Consider the following 21,519-nt stretch of genomic DNA (forward strand, 5'->3'; position numbering starts at 1 on the left):
CGCAGCTTTTTTATCTACTTTAACAGCGTGCTGAATAGACTAAAAGTAATACTCGATAAATGAGGTGTTGATATGGAGTTTATTTTAATTTGTAATTTTCTTTTAAGCGCAACCGCAGCGTTTTTATTGGTGCCGGCTTTTACAAAAAAGCACACTCTTCACGTGACTTTACTTTCTCTCCTTTTCCTCCTTTCAATTGTTCCGACTTTTCTTCTTGCTAATCCACATATCGGCGTTTTACCTTGGGCTATTCGAGACGGTCTTCTATTGTTCGCTGCTTTCCTTTTCTTTTGTTTAACCTTCACTTCAAACAAATGGAAAACGCTTTTGTTTTTTCTTCTATTTTTACTGTCGATTGCTCCTCTTTCCTACGTCGTATATGATGACTTCACGCATACGTATATAGATGCCAATATTGGGCTTGGCCTAGGCTTTTTACTGACATGGCTCTTAACAGCTCTGTACAATATTTTGGCTATTCTTCGATTTTTTCGTCAGAAATCTCAGTAAACACATCAAAAGTTAACAAACAAACGAATAGTTGATTTTATTTAGTATACGCTAACAACTGCACAGTCCTTCTCTTTACATAAAGCTGTGTATACTAAAAAAGGAGTGATACTTGATGAAACGACTATTCGTAATGGCAGCAGTGATTGCCTTCTTGGCACTTAGCCGCATGTTAGTATTTGCCGCTGAAACACCTCCTGCTGCAGATGAGCGAACAGCTCAAAATGCAGAAGTTCGCATCGTTCATGCTTCACCGGATGCTCCGGCTGTAGACATTTTTGTGGATGACAAAGCTTTAGTAGAAGGAGCAAAGTTTAAAGATGTCGCCAACTCTTTGCCTTTGGCAGCCGGTTCTCATAAAGTAGAAGTATACGAAGCGAAGACAAAAGGAACAAAAGATTCCATCATCGAAGCTACCCTTGTTGTAGACGGTGGAAAATCGTATACAGTGGCCGCTGTAAATAAAGCAGAAAACCTTGAACTGCAGGCTTTCACGAATAATAAGCAAGGAATGGATGGAAAAGCAAGCTTACGTGTTGCTCATTTATCTCCTGATGCTCCTGCGGTAAACGTAGGTCCTAAAGGTGCTGCTCCTTTATTTAAAGATCTGTCTTTTAAAAGCATTTCAGGTTATCAAGTAGTAAATCCGGGTTCGTATGATCTATCTGTTTCCACGGCAGATGGAAAAGAAATACTAAGTCTTCCTGGAACAAATCTTCAAAGTGGTAAAAACTATACGGTTCTCGCAGTAAATACTGCTGACAAGCTTGAGACCATTGTTTTACAAGATAATTAATTAAAAAAACGTCATTTCAATTGAAATGACGTTTTTTATAGACTGCGCTGAATGAATTCCTCTTTTTTGTACTCATAGGTAGAAATATCGTTCCACAGTCGTTTTGAAAGCTCGTATTTCATACCTTCATATTTTTTTCTAGCACGTTCGTTCGAGCGTAACTGCTCCCTGAAATTAATTCGTTCGTTCCAGTAAGGTGATTCACTGACCGTTACGTACACATGACTTCTTCTCGCATCATGTGGAATGAGCTTACGTGCATTTTTAGCTGTCATAATTGGAGGGTAGTGTGCAGCTGGAACGCCTTCTTTTAATAAGACAAACATCTCTTTTTCTGCCACATATACGTGAGATTTATTTTTTAATATAGCGCGCACTTCATTTATATCTTCTTCGCGTTTGACTCCGATTAAAATATCAACGATTGGTGAACCAGCCAATCCTGGAACGGACGTGCTTCCAATATGTTCGATGTCTACTGAAAAATCTCTTAGTGTATTAAGCAACGCTTCTTTTTCCATTTGATACAAAAGCGACCACTTTGTTTCATACTGAACAATCTTTCGCATATCAGTTTCCACCCTTTCACTTTTTTATACTGTACCATGTTTTAAAGTAAAAAGAAAGAATTTTCTAACTATTTACTTTTGGTTTGCGCTACGAGCTTTATACCCCTCCAGACAGACTTTGTATTATTTTATATATTTTTGTTATTTTTATTCTAAATGTTTCATAATTGTGGATGTTTCCTCCTCCAAAAGATAGATACGCTTTTATTTTCTATCTCTCCTCTATCATATTCACACTCAGCTGTTTTATACTATTTTACGTTCTTACTAGTAGAAGACACATCCTCAAAATGTAGATGAACAAAGGATTAAAGGTCTTTAATATCGCTAAATTCCACCTTTAATATAATTATATTTTACATTAATGTAAAATTTTATCGGCAAAGATGGCAGATAGTTCAAATTCATTATACAATTGAATTTCGACATATAGTATGATGGATAATATCGGTATTATGAGATAATAGTAGATTTAACTCAAAATTTTGGACTATTTGCCGATATATGATTTGTATACCAATAACCTTATGTTGAAATTTGTAATTTGCAAGGAGGAAAAAATGAATAAAAAACATGTCATGTACACAGCCGTTTCTTCTGTTCTTTTAAGCTCTTCATTGCTTTTGAATTCAATTGATGCAGATGCAGCTGAATCGGCTAAAGTAACTGCTACATCGTTAAATGTACGTGCAACGCCTAGTACAAGCGGTGCTATCGTTGGAAAAATAACGAAGGGAAACACCGTTGATATAGTAGATGAAAGCAAAGGATGGGCTAAAATTACCTATAACGGTAAAGAAGCTTGGATTTCATCTCAATACATAAATAAAACGCAAACAAACAGTACGTCTACCGCAAATTCGACATCGAAGTCAGCGGTCGTTAATGCGAGCTCATTAAACGTTCGCTCTTCTGCAAGCACAAGCGCGTCCATCGTAACAAACTTACCGAGCAATTCAAAAGTAACGGTGGTAAAAGTAAGCGGATCGTGGTCGCAGATTAAAACGGCAAGCGGTCAAACGGGCTGGGTGGCAAGTCAATACTTACAAACAGGTTCCGGTTCTTCTACGCCGACTAATGACTCTAGTTCTACGTCAACCAAGCCAGCGGTCGTTAACGCCAGTTCATTAAACGTTCGTTCTTCTGCAAGCACAAGTGCGTCCATCGTGACGAACTTACCGCGCAATGCAAAAGTAACCGTGTTAAAAGAAAGCGGATCCTGGTCCCAGATTAAAACAGCAAGCGGCAAAACAGGCTGGGTGGCAAGTCAATACTTACAAACAGGTTCTGGACAGTCTTCACAAACAGCCCAGTCGATTCAAATTACAAAAGCTTCAAATTTACGCAGTCAGCCGAGCTTAAATGCGGGAATCATTCGCGTAGCAAAAGCAGGTGAAAGATTCAAAAAAGTAAACGAAACGAATGACTGGGTGCAAATTCAGTACTCTGCCAGTCAAACAGCATGGGTATCAAAAGGGTTAACAGCTGCGGCTGATTCTACAACTTCAGCTAGTTTGCCTTCCTCATCTGCTGCTTTAAAAGATAAAATTATTGTAGTAGACGCTGGGCACGGCGGATATGATCCTGGCACTTCAGGCAAGTCATCGATTGAGAAAAATTTAGCGTTAACAACAGCAAAACTTGTGGCAAGCCGCTTAGCTAATGCTGGAGCAAATGTATTTATGACGCGTTCAAACGATACTTTTATTTCACTAAGCGGACGAGTGAACGTTAGTGAAGCAAAGCATGCAGATGCATTTATCAGCATTCACTATAACGCGTCTACTTCATCGTCTGCAAACGGCATCGCATCATTTTATTACAGTGAATCTAAAGATAAAGAATTAGCAAAATACATTCAAGAAAGCATGGCTGAAAACGCGCCTTCTATGAAGGATATGGGGGTTCGTTTTGGAGATTATTATGTTACTCGAGAAAACAACCAGCGGGCTGTACTTCTTGAATTAGGCTTTTTATCAAATGCTCACGATGAGCAAATTGTTTCTTCTAACGCGTATCAGCAGCAAATATCTACAGGTATTTACCAAGGAATTGCTCGATATTTTGCAGCTAATAAATAATAAAAGCCCTCATTATGAGGGCTTTTATACTACCAGCTTGCTTTTTTAACACCTGGAATTTGTCCTTTGTAGGCTAATTCCCTAAACGCGATGCGTGACATTTCAAATTTTCTAAGGTAGCCTCTCGGACGACCGGTAACGCGGCAGCGATTATTTAAGCGCGTTGGCGAAGAATCTCTAGGCAATTTTTTTAACGCTTCGTAATCTCCTTTTTCCTTCAGCTCTTGGCGCAATTGCGCATACTTCGCTACCATCTCTTGACGCTTTTGTTCTTTTACAACTTTTGATTTTTTAGCCAAACTCTTTGTCATCCTTTCGTTTTATTACTTTTTTATTTGAAATACGTAATCATTACGATTTAATTATTTTGAGCAAGTTACTTTTTTAATTTAATCATATTCTCTTCATTCTTTCAACTTGTTTGCTTCCACACTTACATGTAGCCTAACTCTAGGCTGCTGCATAAACATAAATAAAATTGTATGTCAAATGTAATTAATTCCTGCATCTCCTATATCATACAAATCCTCCTACATATTCCATATTGTAGGAGGATTTGTATTTACAGATAATATTTCAATAATATTACAGTTCATTTACATATTAATAACTTCGACAAATTTAGCGGTTATCTAGTATATAATCATCTTAGAAATTCCAAAAATAATATTTTGCGTACTCAATAAAATATAAAAGTAAAGGTGATTAAAAAATGAAATCGACTGGTATTGTAAGAAAAGTAGATGATTTAGGTCGTATCGTAATTCCTAAAGAGTTAAGACGTGTTCTTGAAATAGATGTAAAAGATCCTGTTGAAATTTTTGTCGAAACAGATCGAATTATTTTAAAGAAATATGAGCCGAACGGTGCTTGTGCGATTACTGGCGAAGTATCTTCTGACAACGTAACAATCGCAGATGGCAAATTAACTTTAAGCCGCGAAGGTATGGAGTTATTGCTTGAAGAGTTAAAACAACGTAATTTCTAATATTAAGAAAAGCAGCTGCTCATATGCAGCTGTTTTTCTTATTGATAAAGTTTTTTCTTCGCTTTCTGATTTTCAAATGCTATACTCAGAAGCGAATACATAATAAAGGAGCCTTTCATCATGACAGTTGAACAAATGACTCATCACTTTTTAGCACATCGAAACGTAACTAATGAATTAATCAACAAAATTGAAGCAGGTCACTACGAATACAAGCCTGCCCCGACATCTATGTCCGCTTTTGACTTATCTACGCATATTTTAACATCCTTTTATGCATTTGCATCAGTGGTAAAATCCGGTGATTTATCTCCACTTGGTCAAAAAGCTGATTTCAGTAATAAATCATTATCGGACCTTGCAGCTGAATATACGAAAAAAACAGTAGACGTATTACGCTCACTTAGCGAAGATGATTTAAACAAGACCATTGACGCAACTGCAGCGTTTGGAAGAAAGCTTCCTGGAAGACAACTTTTACAAATGGCCATTGACCATGAAATTCATCATAAAGGAAATTTATACGTCTACGTACGTGAGATGGGTCATACAGATCTTCCTCTATTTGTTCAGTTCGGTTAATGGTTATAAAATAGTTCATGCTTATCAGCGCCCAAACTAGAAGTTTGGTGCGCTTTTTCTTTGGAGTTTTCGGCATAATAAGTAAGATATATGGTATAATTCTATCAATAACTTCATATCTACTATTCAAAGCTTGTTTCTTCTTATAAAACGATAGTCATCATCTTTTACAAAGGAGGAATCACTTCATGAGTCAAACTGTTAATCAACAAAAAATTGCTCAAGTGTATCATCTTCCGTTTGTTTCTTCATTTGGAGGAAGTGCTATGAACCTTCTTTCTCCTCAAGCTGGCGAACATATTTTAGATATTGGCTGTGGCACTGGCGAATTTATTTCGCAGCTCAATAAGCTTCATGTCCGTGCAACAGGCATCGATTGCTCTGAAAATATGATTGAACAAGCTCGTCATCAGTATCCAACTCTATCCTTTGAACAGTTAAATGCCCTTAACCTTCCTTATTACGAACAATTTGACGCAGTTTTTTCCAATGCAACTTTACACGACATCCGTCCTCCTCACCTTGTCATTAAAAACATTTACAATGCTTTAAAACCAAACGGCCGATTTGTAGCAGAATTTTGGGGAAAAGGAAACATGGACGAAATTTTCACAGAAATCATTCGTCAATTTAAAACGTTTGATATTCCTTATAACGATGTAGATTTCCCATGGTACTTTCCTTCTGTAGCTGAATATTCTTCTCTTTTGGAATCACAGAATTTTCAAGTCACCACGGCTATTCACTACAGCCGTCCCTTCTTGTTAAAAGGGGAAAACGGCTTGCGTAATTGGTTAGAAACAAATGCAGCCCCTCTTTTTGCTCACGTGACGACAGAAACTAAAAATGTCCTCATTACGCGCTTAGAAAATCGAATGCAAGACAAATTATTTCAAAACGGATCTTGGCTGGCAGAAGCTAAACATATACGTGTACATGCTGTAAAACGAGATTAAAAAATGGACGTGATTCTATTCACGTCCATTTTCGTTAAAGTGCAGCCAATATCCTTTTCCTCGAATCACTTCGATTTCTAAATATGTTCCTATTTTTTTGCGAACCCGGTAAATCAGCGCATTCAGCTCTTCTGCTGCTACTAGAATTTCTCCATTTGACTCTACTCGTTCAGGCCAAACGCTTTTTTTTAATGCTTCTTTTGAAACAAATTGATTGTTGTATTCTAGAAGATAAGCTAAGCACGCGTATTCTTTATCTGACAGAATATACGTTTCCTCTTTTACTTTTACTTTCTGCAAAATTGGATCTAATGTGTAAAATGGCTTATTTATTTGTTTTAGCAAAGGTCCTAAATCGAGGGTTGCATCCATATCATCATTTCTAAATACTAAAGCTGCCTCTTCATTTGCTAAGGTAATGACATCCTGCTCTTTCAATAAACGAGGGGTTCCAGGCTGTAACTCTTCTCCATTTACTTTTGTCCCGTGTTTACTAAACAAGTCTGTAATGAAAAAAGCATTGCTTTCGTACGTTACTTCAAAATGCTTGCGTGAAATGTAAGCACTTTGAAAGGCCAGATAAGGCTCCCATTCTTCACTGCTTCGTCCGATAATACAGGATTTATCTTTTGGAATAGGCACGGAAGCTCCTTCATAAAAAGGAGCACCGTTCCGAATAATCAACATACCGTTCATTGTTTGCTCACACTCTTTTTTAAAATTTTCTGACTCTTATCATGTAATTATAACACTCACATTTATTGAGATTTCTTCCAACTTTGGATAACATCATAGTATAGTCAGTTATATGATAAAGGTTGTTGCCATGTAAGTAAACCTTTAGAGCAGTCCTTTTCTAACTGAAAAAATACGTATTCTTTGCCCTGCTGTAACGGGGATACAATTTTTTTGTAAAATAATTTGATTTTTAGTAACTTTGACATATGTTCTCTCTTTTTAAAGCGGAGTAAAATAGGAAAATACGTGAAATATTTACATAATGGAGGAAGACCAATGGGACGTTTGCCAAAAGATAGAGAAATTCAAGCGATTAAACGACGCGTTGCACTGGTATTGTTAATTATTGGATCATTTATTTTAACAGGTGCTAGCTTTAGCATTTATTGGTTTATGATGTTAAAAATATAAGATTTTTTTATAAAATAAAGAAAAAAGACATGGTTTTGTTCCCATGTCTTTTTTAGGTTTATTCTTTCTCAGACACTCCCGCAGATTGAAACGTGGCCATATTGGCAATCATCAGTGAAGCCGAGTGCAGCAGCGGAAATGTAACAGCAGCTCCACTTCCCTCACCTAACCGAAGATTGAGGTTGAGGAGCGGTTTCTTGTCAAGAAGCTTCATTGCACACGCATGGCCTTGTTCAACAGATTCGTGACTAGCAAACATATAGTCTCTTGCTTGTGTATTGATTTCTGTCGCTAGAAGGGCTGCAACTGTACAAATAAAACCATCTACTAAAATAGGAATACGGTGAGCAGCTGCCGCCAGCATAGCGCCTGTCATCCCGGCAATTTCAAGACCCCCTATTTTACTGATAATATCAATCGGATCCTGAGGGTTGATGTGCCTGTTTTGCAGCGCTTCTTCAATCACGTTCACTTTGTGGCGCAGTTGTTCATCAGAAATCCCTGTGCCCATTCCTGCAAGCTTAGAGACTTTTTCTCCTGTCAATACAGCTAAAATAGCCGTGCTTGACGTAGTATTTCCGATGCCCATTTCTCCTACAATCAAACATTTGATTCCTTGGGCAATAAGCTCTTCAGCTTCTTCATATCCGACTTGAACAGCCAGTTCTGCCTCACTGCGCGTCATCGCGTCTTCTTTATAAAAACTTGCTGTACCCAGCTTCACTTTGCGTTGTACAAGGTCCTTATGGGAAAGGTCAGAAGCAATGCCGATGTCAATCAGTTTGAACTGGGCATCTATTTGCTGACTAAACACGTTAATAGCTGCTCCTCCCTGTAAAAAATTCAGCGCCATTTGTGCCGTTACGTCTTGTGGATAAGCTGAAACTCCTTCTTTTACAATTCCATGATCACCTGCAAAAACGAGGACTCCTGGCGGCGTGACCGTCGGAAAAACTTCCCCGGTCATGGCCGCTAATTCCACTGCTATTTCTTCGAGTCTGCCAAGGCTTCCGATCGGTTTGGTTAATGTATCAATATAGCGTGCCGCTTTTTCGCCAGCGCTTGTTTGAAGCGCTGGAATATATACGTTTATCATATGTACAGCTCCTTTATTTCAGCAAATGTCTACCGTTTAATTTAACAGGATTTTGTTTATTCTGGCTAGTCTTTTTTAAAGTAGATAATTGGATAGAGTTCCCAAGACTTAGTTATACTAGTAAGAGTTGCGTATAGGCAGTATTTTGAAAGGAAAGATTTTATGACAACGAAACAGCACAAAAAGGAAAAGGCAGGTCGGCTCATTTATCGCTACATTATGATGTTAATTGGGGCTTCCTTGGCTGCCGTTTCTATCGAATTATTTCTAGTCCCAAATTCCGTAATTGATGGCGGTATTATCGGTATTTCTCTAATTTTAGTGTACTTAACGAAATTGCCGTTCAGTCTTCTTATCATCATCTTTAATCTCCCTTTTTTATATAGTGGATACAAACAAATTGGTCGTAATTTTTGCTTTTCATCTATGTTTGCAGTCGTTGCTTTATCCATTGTAGAATCTCAATTGCACCATGTTCCAGCCGTAACATCTGAACCGCTTCTTGCTACTGTATTTGGCGGGCTGCTGTTGGGAGCAGGTGTAGGAACGGTCATTCGTCACGGCGGAGCATTAGACGGAACTGAGATTTTAGGTATTTTATTAACAAAAAAAATCCCGTTTTCTGTGGGCGAATTTGTGATGTTTTTAAATATCTTCATTTTTGCTTGGGCAGGGTTTGTGCTAGGTTGGGAACAGGCCATGTACTCAATTCTTACGTACTATATTGCTTCTAAAACAATCGATGCGATTATTCAAGGGCTTGATGAAACAAAAGCAGCTTTTATAGTTTCAAATCACTATGAAGAGCTATCAGACGCTATTACGCATCGTTTAGGCCGCGGCGTGACGAAACTGTATGGTAAAGGCGGATTTGAAGGTACAGAAAAAGAAGTCATATACGTAGTGGTGACGCGTTTAGAAATTACCAAGCTTAAAACCATTATTTCCGAAATAGATCCACATGCCTTTACAACCATTATGGATACCCAAGAAGCGCATGGCGGCAAATTCAAATCAGCCATCCACTAACTATACATAAGCGTGGATTTCTCTGAGCATGCTAATAGCTGACTACCCGTAAAGGAGCTCACCACAATGAAAGAACAAATGTCCAACTTATTTCACCAATTAAAACAGTCGGTTTCTGATGTATCTGATAAGTTATATGACAAAGTACATACGCTGCAATCATCACCAGGAGTGAGTGTGTTTGAACTGTACGAATGGATTAAAGAAAACCCCAGCACACGTGTACAAAAGCAAACGCTGCTCGGGATTTCGTACTCTTTCTATACACTCCACATAGACGGCGTTTTTTTCTATATGGAAACGAAATATGATTATTTACTTTACATGACTATTTATAGTCCAACACGTCATTATTTCACTTATCATTCTTACAGAGATTCTTTATCAACCGTGACTCCCTTGGCGTTTCCTATTACTAAATAATAAAAAGCTCCTCAATCGAGGAGCTTTCTTTATATGATTATCTTCCTTTTCGGACTTTAAAGATAAACAGCGCAAGTAAAAAACCGCTCGTCGCAGTTACTATTTTCCACGCGTTTAAGATTGGATTTTTTTTCAAGGTCCTGCTCCTTCCTTGCGGCTATACTAAAAATAGGATGGCCGCCTTTCAAACAGCTAGTCCAACTTCCCCCTACTATTGATACGATCATCTAACATATAGCCCACCGACATTTTCATCAATTTCACTTTTCATACTATAACATATTTTTGCCATTTAGTAGAAGTCTTAAAAGTAAAAGCTGCACTTCTCTTAAAAAAAAAGGTATTGAACCCCTGCATTTTCTTTACCGTTCATTTTTTGATAAAGGTTTTGAGCCACTTTATTTTCACTGCTGCACTCAGCGGTCATCCCTGCAAACTCATACTTTTGAGAATAGGCCAGGCAGATCTTAAACAAACGTTCACCAATTTTATTTCCTCTGTTTAAAGGAGATACGTACAAGTCTTTTAAGATGGCTGTTTCTTTAAAATAATTGGTGCTCCACGATACGTACACCGTCGCAAAACCTACTAGTTTCCCTTCCAATTCAGCAACAAACTGGATACCATAGGAAGGATTATTCAATAAGCGCTTAATATGTAAAGTTAAAGCTTTCCGGGAAGGGGCAGGCTGCTCACAGAATTTTACTATATATTCTTGCATTAACGTAGCCAGTCGCTCTCGATCAGTTTCAACCGCCTGTCGAATGACAACCATTTAATCACTCCTTTTAGCTGAACGCTCTTAACATAATTCGATAGCCATACTTTATTTCCTTTCGTTTTCGTGAAAAGCTCCCTACTTTTACACAAGGGGTATTTAAGGCAAACAACCTTATACGGCTTATGGTTGAGGAGAGAAAATACGATGTTTTAAAAAAGGTTGCAAATAGCAACCTTTTTTAGTTAGCAAGCGCATAATTTCGTAAGAATAAACCTACACAGCCGCTGATTACAATCAGTCCTCCTGCTGTTAGAAACGCCGCCGTTACATTTAGCGAAGCAACAGCTCCAAGCAGCAGCACCGAAAGCCCAAACGTCACATATGAAACGCTAAGCGTAGCGGAAAGTACCTTAGAAAGCTTTTCTAAAGGAACGGCCGTTTGTGTAAGCGTGTAAGAACACGTAGCGCTTATTTGAAGGGCAATGCCAATAGCAAAACTAAGTAAAAGTGAAAGAAAAGGAGCAGGCATCACTCCGAACAATAATGTAAAGAAACCTGATAAAAGACTGCCTAGTGTTACGATATGATAAAGACTTTTCTCTTGTTCAACTGAAATCTTCAACAAAACGAAACCTCCAAGAACCGTTCCAACAAAAAAACTGCTGTTGATATATCCCCACCAAGCTTCATTTTTATTTAATATCTCTTTCACAAACACGTAGACAATTGCTGATGCCCAAACGCCGGCAGCCATTCCTTCTAAAACCTCCATGACTAATAAAACCCGCAGGCGCGGATAATGCCAAATTAGCTTCCATCCCTCTTTTAACCCTTGTTTTTGCTTCGTTTTAGAAGAATGAGCGTTAATGCGAATAGCCTGCATAAATACGATTGACAAACTGAATAACGAAAATGACAGCCATAAAAGGCCAGTAGCATCCCAGCTAATGATCAGAAAGCTTCCAAGCGGATAGGCTGCAATTTGAATCGTTTGATCGGTGACATTAAACATACTGTTCCATTTCAACAGCTTCTCTTTATCTACTAAATGAGGAAGCATAGAGCTTTGAACCGGAGCTGCCCACCCATCGAAAAAAGCGATAAGCGACACGCAGCACAGCATGCTGATAAGCGACATATGCCACAGGAAAAACATAGACAAAACACTGGTTTTTAACAGCTGAGACACAACAAGAATACGCTTAGCCCTGTAGCGATCTATAAGAAAAGGCACAGTAAAACTGCTCAAAAACTTAGCAGTCGTAATGGTAAATGGAATGCATAAAAGCAGCACAGGAGAACTATTTTGAGCATAAAGAATGCTGATTAACGCAACAATATATAATACATCTGCTAAATTGGCTTGACTTTGACCAAACCATAAAAAAAGTACGGAACGATTTTTCACGACAATCCCTCTTTCTTTTTAGTATGACTGAAAAGAAAGAGAATCCTACACGTAATCAACCCCTTTTATATAGCGGCTTGCTTTTACCGACTTATTACAATCGTATGCTTTTTACAAAACACAATTTATATATATATTAAAAAATACAAACAGTTAAACAGTATCGTAAAAAATCAAGAAATTGTCGTGAAAACGAAGTTAGATTAACTATAGAATATCAGAGGTATAGAATCAATACTTTTTACATAATTTTCTTTTTTCTTCTTTACTTCTAAATAACCTAAGCTTGCCATATACATAGATGGACGAGTACTCCTATTAAAATTTAACGTATAGGGTGAGGAATATTTTTTCGAGAGTGGTTTCGATTTGCTGTGGAAGCTTATTAATTGGACTAGGGCTAAACGGATTTATTGCTCCCTATCACTTACTAGACGGTGGACTTATAGGATTTGGGCTTATCGTATATTATGTGTTTGGAACTCCTATCGGACTGTCCATTTTCTTTTTGAACGTACCTGTCTATTTATATGCTTTTTTTCGTCATCGTCAAAACTTTTTTTATGGAAGTATAGGTTTATTTGTTTCTTTTTTTATGACAGAATGGCTCTCTATTCTCGAAGGTACGCTGGAGCTTCCTTTGCTCTTTAGCTCATTGCTTGGAGGCGCACTCGTAGGAATGGGAATAGGGCTGATGCTTCGCTACGGCATCAGTTCGGATGGGCTTGATTTAATTGCCATTATTGTATCTAAAAAATGGAAAATCAATATAGGAATAACCATTTTTATCTTAGACAGTACGATTATGATAGTGGGCTTACATATTATCGGATTTACTGCTTTTTGCTACTCCATGCTTGTTATTACGATGAGCAGCATAATGATTATGCTCTTTACTTCTCCGCGATGGCTGTCTTCATAAAAAAAACGCTGGAACTTCCAGCGTTTTTTTATCTGTTTCCGACTATCATATTGATGTGATTGTGGAGAACCGTAATCGTTGAAGGTGTCGTCGTTTCTTTTTCTCCATCACAATCTACCGTTTTTTCAGGAGTAGTTTCAATATGAACTTCTTTTGCACGAAAATGCATAAGGTTGCTTTCAGGGGTAAGCTGTTCCTCATCAGGGCTTGTTTGTAACCATGCCATAACCGGCTCGATTCCCATTTCTTTAATAACGAATACATCTAATAATCCGTCTTGAAATGAGCTGTTTCCTAGCATAGCGCGAGTTCCTCCTAAAAAAGGACCGTTTCCAATTAACACCATAACAGCTTCTCCTTCATAGGAAGCTTTTTCGCTCGTCATTTTTAATTGAAAAGGCTCTGCTTGATTTAAAGTTCTGCCTACGCTCATGTAGTAAGAGAGCTTACCAAATTTCTCTTTATTTTCTTCCAAAATATTTTCAGATACATCAGCTACGAGGCCGATTCCCCAAAAGTTTAAAAAATAATCTTCGCCATGTTTTCCAACATCCACTGCCTCGGTCTGCTTTTCTATAATTTGCTCCACCGCTTTTAAAGGATTTTGATTCATTCCAATTGCACGCGAAAAGTCGTTGCACGTTCCACCAGGTAAAATAGCAAATACAGGACGTTGCTGCAGCGGAGCAAGAGCATTAATGAGTTCATAAATTGTCCCGTCTCCTCCTGCTCCAATAATCACATCCGCTTTGCCTTCCAATTTTCTTACCAGATCGGCACCATCTCCAGGTTGCTCTGTTTTATATAAAGTAACCGTCTCAAATGCAGTGTTTAACCGATCACATATAAAGTCAATTTCATTTACTAATTTTTTGTTTCCTGCGTTTGGATTCAAAATCACTGCTGCCTTCATCTTTCTCTCTCCTCTATTCATATCTTCCGTTTCACTTTTTTTCCCTTTATTTTTAAAAAACAAACCTTTTCAAATATGAACGTTTTATGAAACCATTCCAATAGTACTTTTTTTACTTTCAAAACCTGCTATAATAATTTTCGGACTTGTATTAACAAAAGATGGTTATTGAGAGGAGCTTTCTATACGTGTCAATAAAATGCATGACGCAGCTATTTGCAAGTTGTTTTGTTTTTTTACTTTCCTCAGTCGCTACTTGGTATAACGGCTCTTCGATGCTTGAAGGACCTTTATCAGCTAGTTTGACCGGAGGGCTAACAAAGTCCTCGGCGGTTCATCACTATTCTCACATCGATTATTTGTTATATACAATTAAATTCCACCCTCAGTTTCCAATTATGATGATGGTGAGCGGAATTTATTTGATTGTATTACTATCTATTATTGGCTTCAAAAAGCGGTATGGATTGATTAGCTCCTGCTGTTTATGTATCACAGCTCTCTTATGCTACAGCAGCTATAAACTTTCACATACCCCTACCGAAGGTGAGCACGCCATGATTACCTCTAGCTTAGCTGCAGCAAGTTTATGCTTAGCAGTCGGATTATTCTATTTATTAAAGCGATTTTATTCTCAAAAAGAATATATTTAACCATATGAAAAAAACGTCGGATCTACCGACGTTTTTTATGTGAAAGCGAGTTTATTTATTGATTTTGTTCAACTGGCGTATAACCTATATACGCAGACTGAGGTCGGTAGATACGATTATTTTCTGACTGTTCTACGACATGAGCTGTCCAGCCAACTACACGGCTTGCTGTGAAGGTTGGGGTGAATAGTTCAGACGGAAGCTCAACCGCTTTCATAACCGCTGCAGCGAAATATTCTACATTGGTATAAATGCCTCGACCCGGCTTGTATTCATTGAGTAATTCAATGGTTTTATCTTCAATTTTAACAATTAAATCAAATAGCCCGTTGTCTCCTGAGATTTGTTTCGATACTTCTTTTAATGCTTCTGCTCTTGGGTCATGTGTACGATAAACGCGATGACCAAATCCCATGATTTTCTCTTTATTATCTAATTTTTTACGAACCCAAGGCTCAATATTCTCTTCACTTCCAATTTCATCAAACATGGTAATAACGCCAGAAGGAGCTCCTCCGTGAAGCGGACCTTTCATCGCGCCAATTGCTCCGCAAATAGCTGAAACCATGTCAGATTCGGTAGATGAAATAACGCGTGATGAGAAGGTTGAGGCGTTCATCCCATGCTCAATTGTCAAAACAAAATAGGCGTTCAGTGCAGTAACCAAACTTTGATCTGGAATTTCTCCGTTAATCATATATAAATAGTTTGCTACATGATCCAAATGCTCGTTAGGTTCTACTACTTCTAAATCATTCATTTTACGATACCAATAGGCAATAATGGTAGGTGTTACCGCTGTAATCGCAAGCGCCTGCTCTTTTGTCGGAGGCCAGCTGTATGAAGGGTCTCCTAATGCTGAGATACATGTGCGAAGCGCGCTCATCACTTCTGTATCTTTTGGCAAACAGTCCATTAACGCAACAATATTAGCCGGAAGCGTACGATGAGTCACCATTTTTTGTTTGAATGCTTTTAACTCATCATGATTTGGCAGCGTGCCGTTCCAAATTAAATAAGAAACTTCTTCAAAAGAATAATTGATCGCCAAATCTTTTGCCCAATATCCGCGATAAATCAGCTGACCTTTCTCTCCATCAACGTGCCCTACTTTTGTTTCAGCTGCAACGATTCCTTCTAGTCCTTTAACGTATGTCATCTCAACCACTCCCCCAATTATTTTTAACAAACCGGCCCTTTTTTCTATGTACGGCTCGTTTGCAGAATGAATAGACTCACCTTAGTGGTTCACTATACCATTTTATTCCTCTTTCTTAATTGTCAGAACAGTATACAAAATGAACATTTCAACACGTGTTATTTCTGCGCTCGCGGCTTTGTTTTACAGGAGAAAAAAATATTTTTCTAGGATTTTCTTCGAGGGTGCTTTTTTGTTAACGCTTACAAATATGTGGGTTTCTAACGTATTTAGAGGAATTTGATGTACTATTTTTAGATGAATCTCTATTCACTTCCTTATGTAAGAGTTTACATTTATTTGAATCATAAGTAAAATAGATAAATAGAATAAATAGTATGAAAACTAAGAATACTAGTGAGGAGAATTTATGGATATTCGAGAACTGCAACATTTCATGGAAGTAGTTAATCAAAAAAGTTTCACGAAAGCAGCAGCTGCAATTCATTTGTCTCAGCCAGCATTAAGTAAAATTGTAAAAAAACTAGAGGAAGAACTCGGCGTAGATCTTTTTGATCGCTCTACTCGAAAGCTGACGTTAACCGATGCAGGACAGATTGTGTATGGGCAAAGCCAAAAGCTGGTATCCACTCTTCACGAGCTGCATGCTCTGTTAGATGATTTACGAAATCTTCCTACAGGAGATATTAAAGTAGGAATTCCTCCTTTAGTAGGAACTGTTGTTTTCCCGATGATTGCAAAAAACTTTACATCAAAACATCCTCAGGTAAAATTAGAGCTTGTGGAGCTTGGCGCAAAGCGAATTGTCGAACTTGTAGAAAACGAACAAGTAGACCTTGGCATTATCGTGCTGCCTATTCAAAACCCTCTTTTTCACGTCTATCCGTTTATTGAAGAAGAGTTTAATTTATACATTCATCATGAGCATCCGCTGGCATCTAAATCAATCGTTGCTTTGAGCGAGCTTAGAGAAGAGCCGTTTGTCCTGTTCAGCAAAGATTTTTCTCTTCATGATCGCATTATTCATGAGTGCATTCAAGCGGGTTTTCATCCAAAAATAGCGTACGAAAGTTCGCAATGGGATTTGATTATTGAACTAGTCGCTTCTGAATTAGGTATTGCAATTTTACCAAAGTCCGTGTTTCCAAAGATCAATAACCCTTTTATTAAAAGTATTCCAATTGCCGCACCTACCCCAATGTGGGAGCTCGGCATCATTTTGAAAAAAGATCGCTATATGTCATATGCTACACGGGAACTTTTATCCTTCCTAGTAGACCAAGATATCATTTTGCCGTCTCATACGATGTCAGCAAACTCTTAACAAAAAAGCCTCTTCTTTCATTAGGAAGAGGCTTTTAGTCATCTTTTATATCTTTCTTCAATCTTTTTTGTCTTGCGATCAACTAAAAACAAGTCAGCAAATGGCGACTTGTTTTACAGCTGCTTTTTGAATAGCACATCTTTTTTAAAATGTACTCCCAAAGCTTCACGATTGGCCATAAACACTCCTATTAAAATAAGAAGGCCTCCGCCAATAATAGAAGGCGTGATAGCTTCATTTAAGACTACATAGCCGATTAACACTGCGATTAAAGGAGATACATACAACCAAGTAGATGGAAAAACCGGATTTGTTTGGGCGATTAGCCAATAATATAAGCCGTGTCCAGCAATTGAACCAACAAAAATTAAATATACAATAGACCATACTGCGTTCCAAGGCATAATAGTTGAAACATGGATCTGCTCTGTACACAAAGATAGCACCAGTAGAAATATTCCCCCGTAAAACATTTGAATACCGTTAATTAAAAATGGTGACACTTCTTTTAGTTCATTTAACAAAGCTTTCGAATAATTGCTGCCTATGCCGTAAAATACCTCTCCTATTATGATAATGATACACCCTAACGTCCACGAATAAGACATAGTGGCTGTCACATTTGGAAGTGAAATGCAAATAACACCGGTAAAAGCCAGAAGCAAAGCGAATAACTGCTCTTTTTTTAATTCCATTTTTCTTTGCATCACTTGAATAAGCAATATCATCATTGGGCCAGTAGCAGATAAAACAGCTGCAAGACCCGATGTCACATGTTGTTCTGCCCAATAGAGCGTTGAAAATGTCATAAAGGTCAAACAAAACCCTACCATCATCACTTTTTTTGAAAATAATAACGAGCGTCGAACGTCTTTTTTATATGCAAAGTACGAGATTACTAAGATTCCTGCTAAAAGAAACCGAGTTCCAGCTGAAAAAAGTGGAGGCATTCCTGCTTCAATCCCTAATTTAATAGTTAAAAATGTCGTGCCGAAAATAAAACAGATAAGTACGTAATTAATAATAATCATATATCTTCCTCCTTTAAATATGCCACGAGTATAAAAGAAAGGAAGTATAACAGTAAAACCTTGACTATAACAGTTGCTGTTTTTTCAGTTGCGCCCATGCTTATTTTGAGGTTAACTAAAGAAAAAGAATAGTTAGGTGACACAATGAGATTTAATGTACATAAAAAATCTTCTACCCCCATTTATCAGCAAATCTATGAGCAGATTCGTTATCGCATCCAAACGAGCATGATAAAACCTGGTGATCAGCTCCCTTCTTTACGAAAGCTATCACAAGAGTTAGAAATAAGCTTATTAACGGTACGAAAAGCGTATCAGCTCTTACAAAAATCAGGATTAATCGTAATACAGTCAGGAAAAGGAGCTTTTGTTAAAGGGGTTACTAAACGTTCTTCCAAGGTATTAAATAATTTTTCATGGCAAGATGAATTAAACGTAAATATCACGCGCTCTCAGTATAGCTTAAATCGTGATCGTAAATATTATGATTTCTCTCAGGCTATTCTTTACCCTCGTCTCCTTCCTAATCAGTTTTTAGCGCAAGAAATGCAAAGTCTGTTACGTACCAATGAGCTTGTTTTAGCCACATACGGCCCAATTCAAGGAGATCGGGAGCTTCGCATAGAGTTTTCTTCTTATTTACAGAGAGAGCAAGGAATAAAAGCTGATCCTCATGAAATTATAATTACAAGTGGTGCTCAACAAGGTATTGATTTAATTGCTCAAACGCTTTTAAAGCCAGGGGATACGGTTATAGTAGAGAGTCCATGCTACGGAGCTGCAATTGATGTCTTCACCAATAAAGGTGTCAACGTCATTTCAATTGAACTAGATGAAGAAGGAATACAATCTGATTTAGTAGAAGAAGTCTGCCGAAAAATAAAGCCTTCCCTTTTGTACGTGAACCCTTCTTTTCAAAACCCTACAGGTATACTAATGAGCAGACAGCGCCGCAAAGAACTAGTTGATTTGGCCGAATTGTATCACTTTTTTATTGTTGAAGATGATTCGTTTGGAGAGATTTATTTCGATGATATATCGGTGCCTCCACCGATCAAAACGTTTGATAAAAATGGGCATGTTTTGTTCTTGAAGGGGTTTAGCAAAACTTTGGCTCCAGGACTTCGAATTGGATTACTTTATGCACAAGGTTCTGTATTTGATTGGCTATATGCGGTTAAAGCACTGATGGATATTGGTAGTCCCTTGCTAACTCAAAAAGCCGTGCTAGCTTTTTTACGGACTGAGCGAATGAAACATCACATGGAAAAACTGAGGACCGCTTTGCAGCTGAGAAGAGATCATGCAAGCGACCTGCTTTCGCCTCTTTCCGAATCCGTTCAATTCCAAGTTCCTAAAGGAGGATTCAACTTATGGTTAAAACTGCCTCAAAAAGTAAACACATTTGGGTTATTAAAAAAAGCCCAGGAGCACAATATCTGCTTTTTACCTGGTGAAGCTTGTTTTGTTCACAAACCGCTTCATGCTTACATTCGAATAAGCTATTCCCTCCTTAGTGATACTGATTTGAACATAGGACTTCAACGTCTTAACGCCATTCTTTCAGCTGAAATATAAAAAGATTCTTTAATAGATGTTTAATTATAAGAAGAGAAGTGTATACAAAAAGAGGAGAAGAATAACTTTCTTCTCCTCCACTCTTTTAACTCACATTTTTATTCACAGCAATAATTTCACTCAGGTTATTCATATAAATAATTTGCTCACCAAACGTTCTATTTTTCAGAGCAGCCGTATGGTGCGGCTTCATGCCAATAATATAGCATGTGATACCCATGAGATAGAAGGACTGCATAAAGCCTGCAAAAGCTTGAATTCCTTCGGTCGTTAATATATCTAGTCCCCCAAAGTCAAATAGAAGCGTGGTGTAATTTCCTTCATGCGCAAAGTTTTGCAAAATGGACGTATTTTCAGCTACAAGATCTGTATCTAAGTCTCCAAAAAGAGGTATAAGTCCTACTTTAGAGGATAACTTAATAAAAGAAGCGGACAACTGCTTAATTTTTTGTAATGATTTTTCAAGACGTTCTTTTTGTTCAAGCAGTTCAAAATCTGTATCTGCTAATCGTTTCCGATGGTCTTGAACAAGATTCGTTAGCTCTTGTATACGTTCATCTTGGCGAATACAAACTAAATGACCTATATCACTATCCCATTGAATTAAGCATTCAAACAGTGAATAAGGCGAATCATTGGTTTGCATCACAAGCTCTACTTTCTGAATAGCCTGGCCTCGGCTTTGGACAAGCGTTTGCTCATCATGGGGTTCGTCTACAGACAATTCTCGAGAATCTTTTTGGCGCAGGCTTAAAAACTTTCTCGCCTTTTCTTGACTAAATACGTCTACAAGATCTAAAAAATTAGCTGAAGGCTTAAATAAATGACCTGATTGTTGCGACCATTCCAAAATATTAAATTCAGTATCCAATAAAAAGTAAGGAATTGGAACATATTCAAGCATCGACATTAACTTCCACTCCTTTGTGATAACTGATTAACCAGTTATTTAGTTGGTGAAGATCCGGAATTAGGCGTGTATGCTCAGAACAGTAAGAACGGAAATCAATTTGAGAAACTAAGCGCCCCCCTACCATTACAGTTGGTCTTGGTTCTAATTTGTCCAAAGTTTTGGTATATTCAGCAAGCCTCTCAATATGATAAGGGATGCTGACAGATAATCCTACCATATGCGGCTTCCATTCTATAGCCATTTTCTCAGCGTATTCCAGAGGGAGATTGGCCCCTAAAAAGCGAGTATTCCAACCATGTTCCTCAAACAATAAAGCCACCATCTTTAAACCAATGAAGTGCTGTTCTTGTTCCAAGCATAGAAGCAGTGCCCTTGGAGCGGTGTCTGAAGCGTGTCCCTGAATTTTTTTATAAAAGCGATAGCGAGTTAGCACATAATCACATGTCGTAGTTGCAACATGCTCATCAGCTACAGAAATGATATTTTCTTCCCACATATCTCCAGTTACTCGCATTGCGGTTGTAATTAAATTTTCATAAATATCTAGGCTGTTCTTTCCCTGTTGGATTTCTTCCAGCACAACTTCCCAAGCGCTGTCTTGATCACCAGCTAATAAATAGCCTACAAATTTTTGTACTTGAGATTTCATTGTTTCACCTCAGTAAACGTAAAGCTTTTAAGAAACTTGAATAAAAGCTTCTCGTCTCTCTTTTTCAGG

At 37.9% G+C, this 21,519-nt stretch carries 24 protein-coding genes; 13 read left to right on the forward strand and 11 right to left on the reverse strand.

The features are described from left to right. The first annotated feature begins 72 nt into the window (after positions 1–72). Complete coding sequence (locus ACFX4E_RS12160; protein WP_016764734.1) at positions 73–510, forward strand: hypothetical protein; 438 nt, start codon at positions 73–75, stop codon at positions 508–510. 115 nt (positions 511–625) lie between these two features. Next, positions 626–1,306, forward strand: a complete 681-nt coding sequence (locus ACFX4E_RS12165; RefSeq protein WP_025751171.1) for a DUF4397 domain-containing protein — start codon at positions 626–628, stop codon at positions 1,304–1,306. Between the two features lie 35 nt (positions 1,307–1,341). On the opposite strand, the gene ACFX4E_RS12170 is transcribed toward ACFX4E_RS12165, so the two are convergent. Further along, the gene (locus ACFX4E_RS12170) at positions 1,342–1,875 is read right to left on the reverse strand and encodes a GrpB family protein (RefSeq protein ID WP_028409170.1); all 534 of its coding nucleotides are present in this window, start codon (positions 1,873–1,875) and stop codon (positions 1,342–1,344) included. Between the two features lie 560 nt (positions 1,876–2,435). Between ACFX4E_RS12170 and ACFX4E_RS12175 the strand changes: the two genes are divergently transcribed. Then, positions 2,436–3,956, forward strand: a complete 1,521-nt coding sequence (locus ACFX4E_RS12175; protein WP_377238174.1) for an N-acetylmuramoyl-L-alanine amidase family protein — start codon at positions 2,436–2,438, stop codon at positions 3,954–3,956. Between the two features lie 29 nt (positions 3,957–3,985). On the opposite strand, the gene rpsN is transcribed toward ACFX4E_RS12175, so the two are convergent. Beyond that, positions 3,986–4,255, reverse strand: a complete 270-nt coding sequence (gene rpsN / locus ACFX4E_RS12180; RefSeq protein ID WP_013083817.1) for a 30S ribosomal protein S14 — start codon at positions 4,253–4,255, stop codon at positions 3,986–3,988. 413 nt (positions 4,256–4,668) lie between these two features. On the opposite strand from rpsN, the gene ACFX4E_RS12185 reads away from it, so the two are divergent. From ACFX4E_RS12185 to ACFX4E_RS12195, 3 genes are all read left to right on the forward strand, one after another. After that, on the forward strand, positions 4,669–4,944 hold the full coding sequence (locus ACFX4E_RS12185; protein WP_013057736.1) for an AbrB/MazE/SpoVT family DNA-binding domain-containing protein: 276 nt from the start codon (positions 4,669–4,671) through the stop codon (positions 4,942–4,944). Positions 4,945–5,064: 120 nt separating this feature from the next. Beyond that, complete coding sequence (locus tag ACFX4E_RS12190; RefSeq protein ID WP_028409172.1) at positions 5,065–5,526, forward strand: DinB family protein; 462 nt, start codon at positions 5,065–5,067, stop codon at positions 5,524–5,526. Positions 5,527–5,714: 188 nt separating this feature from the next. After that, positions 5,715–6,482, forward strand: coding sequence for a class I SAM-dependent methyltransferase (locus ACFX4E_RS12195; RefSeq protein ID WP_013057738.1), 768 nt, complete (start codon positions 5,715–5,717; stop codon positions 6,480–6,482). Between the two features lie 15 nt (positions 6,483–6,497). Here the strand turns inward: ACFX4E_RS12195 and ACFX4E_RS12200 are convergent, their stop codons facing one another. Then, a complete protein-coding gene (locus tag ACFX4E_RS12200) occupies positions 6,498–7,178 on the reverse strand; it encodes an FHA domain-containing protein (RefSeq protein WP_050689859.1) in 681 nt (226 codons plus the stop codon). A 288-nt stretch (positions 7,179–7,466) separates the two neighbouring features. Between ACFX4E_RS12200 and ACFX4E_RS12205 the strand changes: the two genes are divergently transcribed. Further along, entirely contained in the window at positions 7,467–7,631 is a 165-nt protein-coding gene (locus ACFX4E_RS12205; RefSeq protein WP_155727968.1) for a hypothetical protein, read from the forward strand. A gap of 58 nt (positions 7,632–7,689) precedes the next feature. Here ACFX4E_RS12205 and cobT read toward each other — a convergent pair whose 3' ends face one another. Continuing rightward, positions 7,690–8,727, reverse strand: a complete 1,038-nt coding sequence (gene cobT / locus ACFX4E_RS12210; RefSeq protein ID WP_098334398.1) for a nicotinate-nucleotide--dimethylbenzimidazole phosphoribosyltransferase — start codon at positions 8,725–8,727, stop codon at positions 7,690–7,692. Between the two features lie 162 nt (positions 8,728–8,889). On the opposite strand from cobT, the gene ACFX4E_RS12215 reads away from it, so the two are divergent. Both ACFX4E_RS12215 and ACFX4E_RS12220 read left to right on the forward strand, forming a co-directional pair. Then, complete coding sequence (locus tag ACFX4E_RS12215; protein WP_013057742.1) at positions 8,890–9,756, forward strand: YitT family protein; 867 nt, start codon at positions 8,890–8,892, stop codon at positions 9,754–9,756. Positions 9,757–9,822: 66 nt separating this feature from the next. Further along, positions 9,823–10,179, forward strand: a complete 357-nt coding sequence (locus tag ACFX4E_RS12220) for a hypothetical protein (protein WP_028409175.1) — start codon at positions 9,823–9,825, stop codon at positions 10,177–10,179. A gap of 328 nt (positions 10,180–10,507) precedes the next feature. On the opposite strand, the gene ACFX4E_RS12225 is transcribed toward ACFX4E_RS12220, so the two are convergent. Further along, the gene (locus ACFX4E_RS12225) at positions 10,508–10,954 is read right to left on the reverse strand and encodes a GNAT family N-acetyltransferase (RefSeq protein WP_028409176.1); all 447 of its coding nucleotides are present in this window, start codon (positions 10,952–10,954) and stop codon (positions 10,508–10,510) included. A 184-nt stretch (positions 10,955–11,138) separates the two neighbouring features. After that, positions 11,139–12,308: an MFS transporter gene (locus tag ACFX4E_RS12230; RefSeq protein WP_377259001.1), complete on the reverse strand. Its 1,170-nt coding sequence runs from the start codon at positions 12,306–12,308 to the stop codon at positions 11,139–11,141. A gap of 358 nt (positions 12,309–12,666) precedes the next feature. On the opposite strand from ACFX4E_RS12230, the gene ACFX4E_RS12235 reads away from it, so the two are divergent. Then, positions 12,667–13,230 (forward strand): YitT family protein, encoded by a 564-nt coding sequence (locus ACFX4E_RS12235; protein ID WP_016764744.1) that lies wholly within the window; start codon positions 12,667–12,669, stop codon positions 13,228–13,230. A gap of 28 nt (positions 13,231–13,258) precedes the next feature. Here the strand turns inward: ACFX4E_RS12235 and ACFX4E_RS12240 are convergent, their stop codons facing one another. Beyond that, positions 13,259–14,143, reverse strand: coding sequence for a diacylglycerol/lipid kinase family protein (locus ACFX4E_RS12240; protein WP_303527093.1), 885 nt, complete (start codon positions 14,141–14,143; stop codon positions 13,259–13,261). 188 nt (positions 14,144–14,331) lie between these two features. Here ACFX4E_RS12240 and ACFX4E_RS12245 point away from each other — a divergent pair, with 188 nt between their 5' ends. Beyond that, positions 14,332–14,796, forward strand: a complete 465-nt coding sequence (locus tag ACFX4E_RS12245; RefSeq protein WP_223260182.1) for a DUF4306 domain-containing protein — start codon at positions 14,332–14,334, stop codon at positions 14,794–14,796. A gap of 55 nt (positions 14,797–14,851) precedes the next feature. Here the strand turns inward: ACFX4E_RS12245 and ACFX4E_RS12250 are convergent, their stop codons facing one another. After that, complete coding sequence (locus ACFX4E_RS12250) at positions 14,852–15,955, reverse strand: citrate synthase/methylcitrate synthase (RefSeq protein ID WP_016764746.1); 1,104 nt, start codon at positions 15,953–15,955, stop codon at positions 14,852–14,854. A 409-nt stretch (positions 15,956–16,364) separates the two neighbouring features. Between ACFX4E_RS12250 and ACFX4E_RS12255 the strand changes: the two genes are divergently transcribed. Next, positions 16,365–17,279, forward strand: a complete 915-nt coding sequence (locus ACFX4E_RS12255; protein WP_028409179.1) for a LysR family transcriptional regulator — start codon at positions 16,365–16,367, stop codon at positions 17,277–17,279. Positions 17,280–17,392: 113 nt separating this feature from the next. Here the strand turns inward: ACFX4E_RS12255 and ACFX4E_RS12260 are convergent, their stop codons facing one another. Further along, entirely contained in the window at positions 17,393–18,310 is a 918-nt protein-coding gene (locus ACFX4E_RS12260; protein ID WP_377238175.1) for a DMT family transporter, read from the reverse strand. A gap of 144 nt (positions 18,311–18,454) precedes the next feature. Here ACFX4E_RS12260 and pdxR point away from each other — a divergent pair, with 144 nt between their 5' ends. Then, positions 18,455–19,888: a MocR-like pyridoxine biosynthesis transcription factor PdxR gene (gene pdxR, locus ACFX4E_RS12265; protein ID WP_272767192.1), complete on the forward strand. Its 1,434-nt coding sequence runs from the start codon at positions 18,455–18,457 to the stop codon at positions 19,886–19,888. 85 nt (positions 19,889–19,973) lie between these two features. Here pdxR and ACFX4E_RS12270 read toward each other — a convergent pair whose 3' ends face one another. Then, complete coding sequence (locus tag ACFX4E_RS12270) at positions 19,974–20,798, reverse strand: STAS domain-containing protein (RefSeq protein WP_377259004.1); 825 nt, start codon at positions 20,796–20,798, stop codon at positions 19,974–19,976. After that, the gene (locus ACFX4E_RS12275; protein WP_028409181.1) at positions 20,785–21,450 is read right to left on the reverse strand and encodes a cobalamin B12-binding domain-containing protein; all 666 of its coding nucleotides are present in this window, start codon (positions 21,448–21,450) and stop codon (positions 20,785–20,787) included. The genes ACFX4E_RS12270 and ACFX4E_RS12275 overlap by 14 nt, the downstream gene beginning before the upstream one ends. Positions 21,451–21,519: the final 69 nt, after the last annotated feature.

It is taken from the genome of Priestia sp. YIM B13491 (assembly GCF_042787605.1).
Classification (GTDB): domain Bacteria; phylum Bacillota; class Bacilli; order Bacillales; family Bacillaceae_H; genus Priestia; species Priestia megaterium_E.

What these genes read in the sequence shown, in the direction of transcription:
- ACFX4E_RS12160 (WP_016764734.1), top strand. Translation starts at nt 73, where the DNA reads ATGGAGTTTATTTTAATTTGTAATTTTCTTTTAAGCGCAACCGCAGCG.
- ACFX4E_RS12165 (WP_025751171.1), top strand. Translation starts at nt 626, where the DNA reads ATGAAACGACTATTCGTAATGGCAGCAGTGATTGCCTTCTTGGCACTT.
- ACFX4E_RS12170 (WP_028409170.1), bottom strand. Translation starts at nt 1,875, where the DNA reads ATGCGAAAGATTGTTCAGTATGAAACAAAGTGGTCGCTTTTGTATCAA.
- ACFX4E_RS12175 (WP_377238174.1), top strand. Translation starts at nt 2,436, where the DNA reads ATGAATAAAAAACATGTCATGTACACAGCCGTTTCTTCTGTTCTTTTA.
- ACFX4E_RS12185 (WP_013057736.1), top strand. Translation starts at nt 4,669, where the DNA reads ATGAAATCGACTGGTATTGTAAGAAAAGTAGATGATTTAGGTCGTATC.
- ACFX4E_RS12190 (WP_028409172.1), top strand. Translation starts at nt 5,065, where the DNA reads ATGACAGTTGAACAAATGACTCATCACTTTTTAGCACATCGAAACGTA.
- ACFX4E_RS12195 (WP_013057738.1), top strand. Translation starts at nt 5,715, where the DNA reads ATGAGTCAAACTGTTAATCAACAAAAAATTGCTCAAGTGTATCATCTT.
- ACFX4E_RS12200 (WP_050689859.1), bottom strand. Translation starts at nt 7,178, where the DNA reads ATGAACGGTATGTTGATTATTCGGAACGGTGCTCCTTTTTATGAAGGA.
- cobT (WP_098334398.1), bottom strand. Translation starts at nt 8,727, where the DNA reads ATGATAAACGTATATATTCCAGCGCTTCAAACAAGCGCTGGCGAAAAA.
- ACFX4E_RS12215 (WP_013057742.1), top strand. Translation starts at nt 8,890, where the DNA reads ATGACAACGAAACAGCACAAAAAGGAAAAGGCAGGTCGGCTCATTTAT.
- ACFX4E_RS12220 (WP_028409175.1), top strand. Translation starts at nt 9,823, where the DNA reads ATGAAAGAACAAATGTCCAACTTATTTCACCAATTAAAACAGTCGGTT.
- ACFX4E_RS12225 (WP_028409176.1), bottom strand. Translation starts at nt 10,954, where the DNA reads ATGGTTGTCATTCGACAGGCGGTTGAAACTGATCGAGAGCGACTGGCT.
- ACFX4E_RS12240 (WP_303527093.1), bottom strand. Translation starts at nt 14,143, where the DNA reads ATGAAGGCAGCAGTGATTTTGAATCCAAACGCAGGAAACAAAAAATTA.
- ACFX4E_RS12250 (WP_016764746.1), bottom strand. Translation starts at nt 15,955, where the DNA reads ATGACATACGTTAAAGGACTAGAAGGAATCGTTGCAGCTGAAACAAAA.
- ACFX4E_RS12255 (WP_028409179.1), top strand. Translation starts at nt 16,365, where the DNA reads ATGGATATTCGAGAACTGCAACATTTCATGGAAGTAGTTAATCAAAAA.
- ACFX4E_RS12260 (WP_377238175.1), bottom strand. Translation starts at nt 18,310, where the DNA reads ATGATTATTATTAATTACGTACTTATCTGTTTTATTTTCGGCACGACA.
- pdxR (WP_272767192.1), top strand. Translation starts at nt 18,455, where the DNA reads ATGAGATTTAATGTACATAAAAAATCTTCTACCCCCATTTATCAGCAA.
- ACFX4E_RS12270 (WP_377259004.1), bottom strand. Translation starts at nt 20,798, where the DNA reads ATGTCGATGCTTGAATATGTTCCAATTCCTTACTTTTTATTGGATACT.
- ACFX4E_RS12275 (WP_028409181.1), bottom strand. Translation starts at nt 21,450, where the DNA reads ATGAAATCTCAAGTACAAAAATTTGTAGGCTATTTATTAGCTGGTGAT.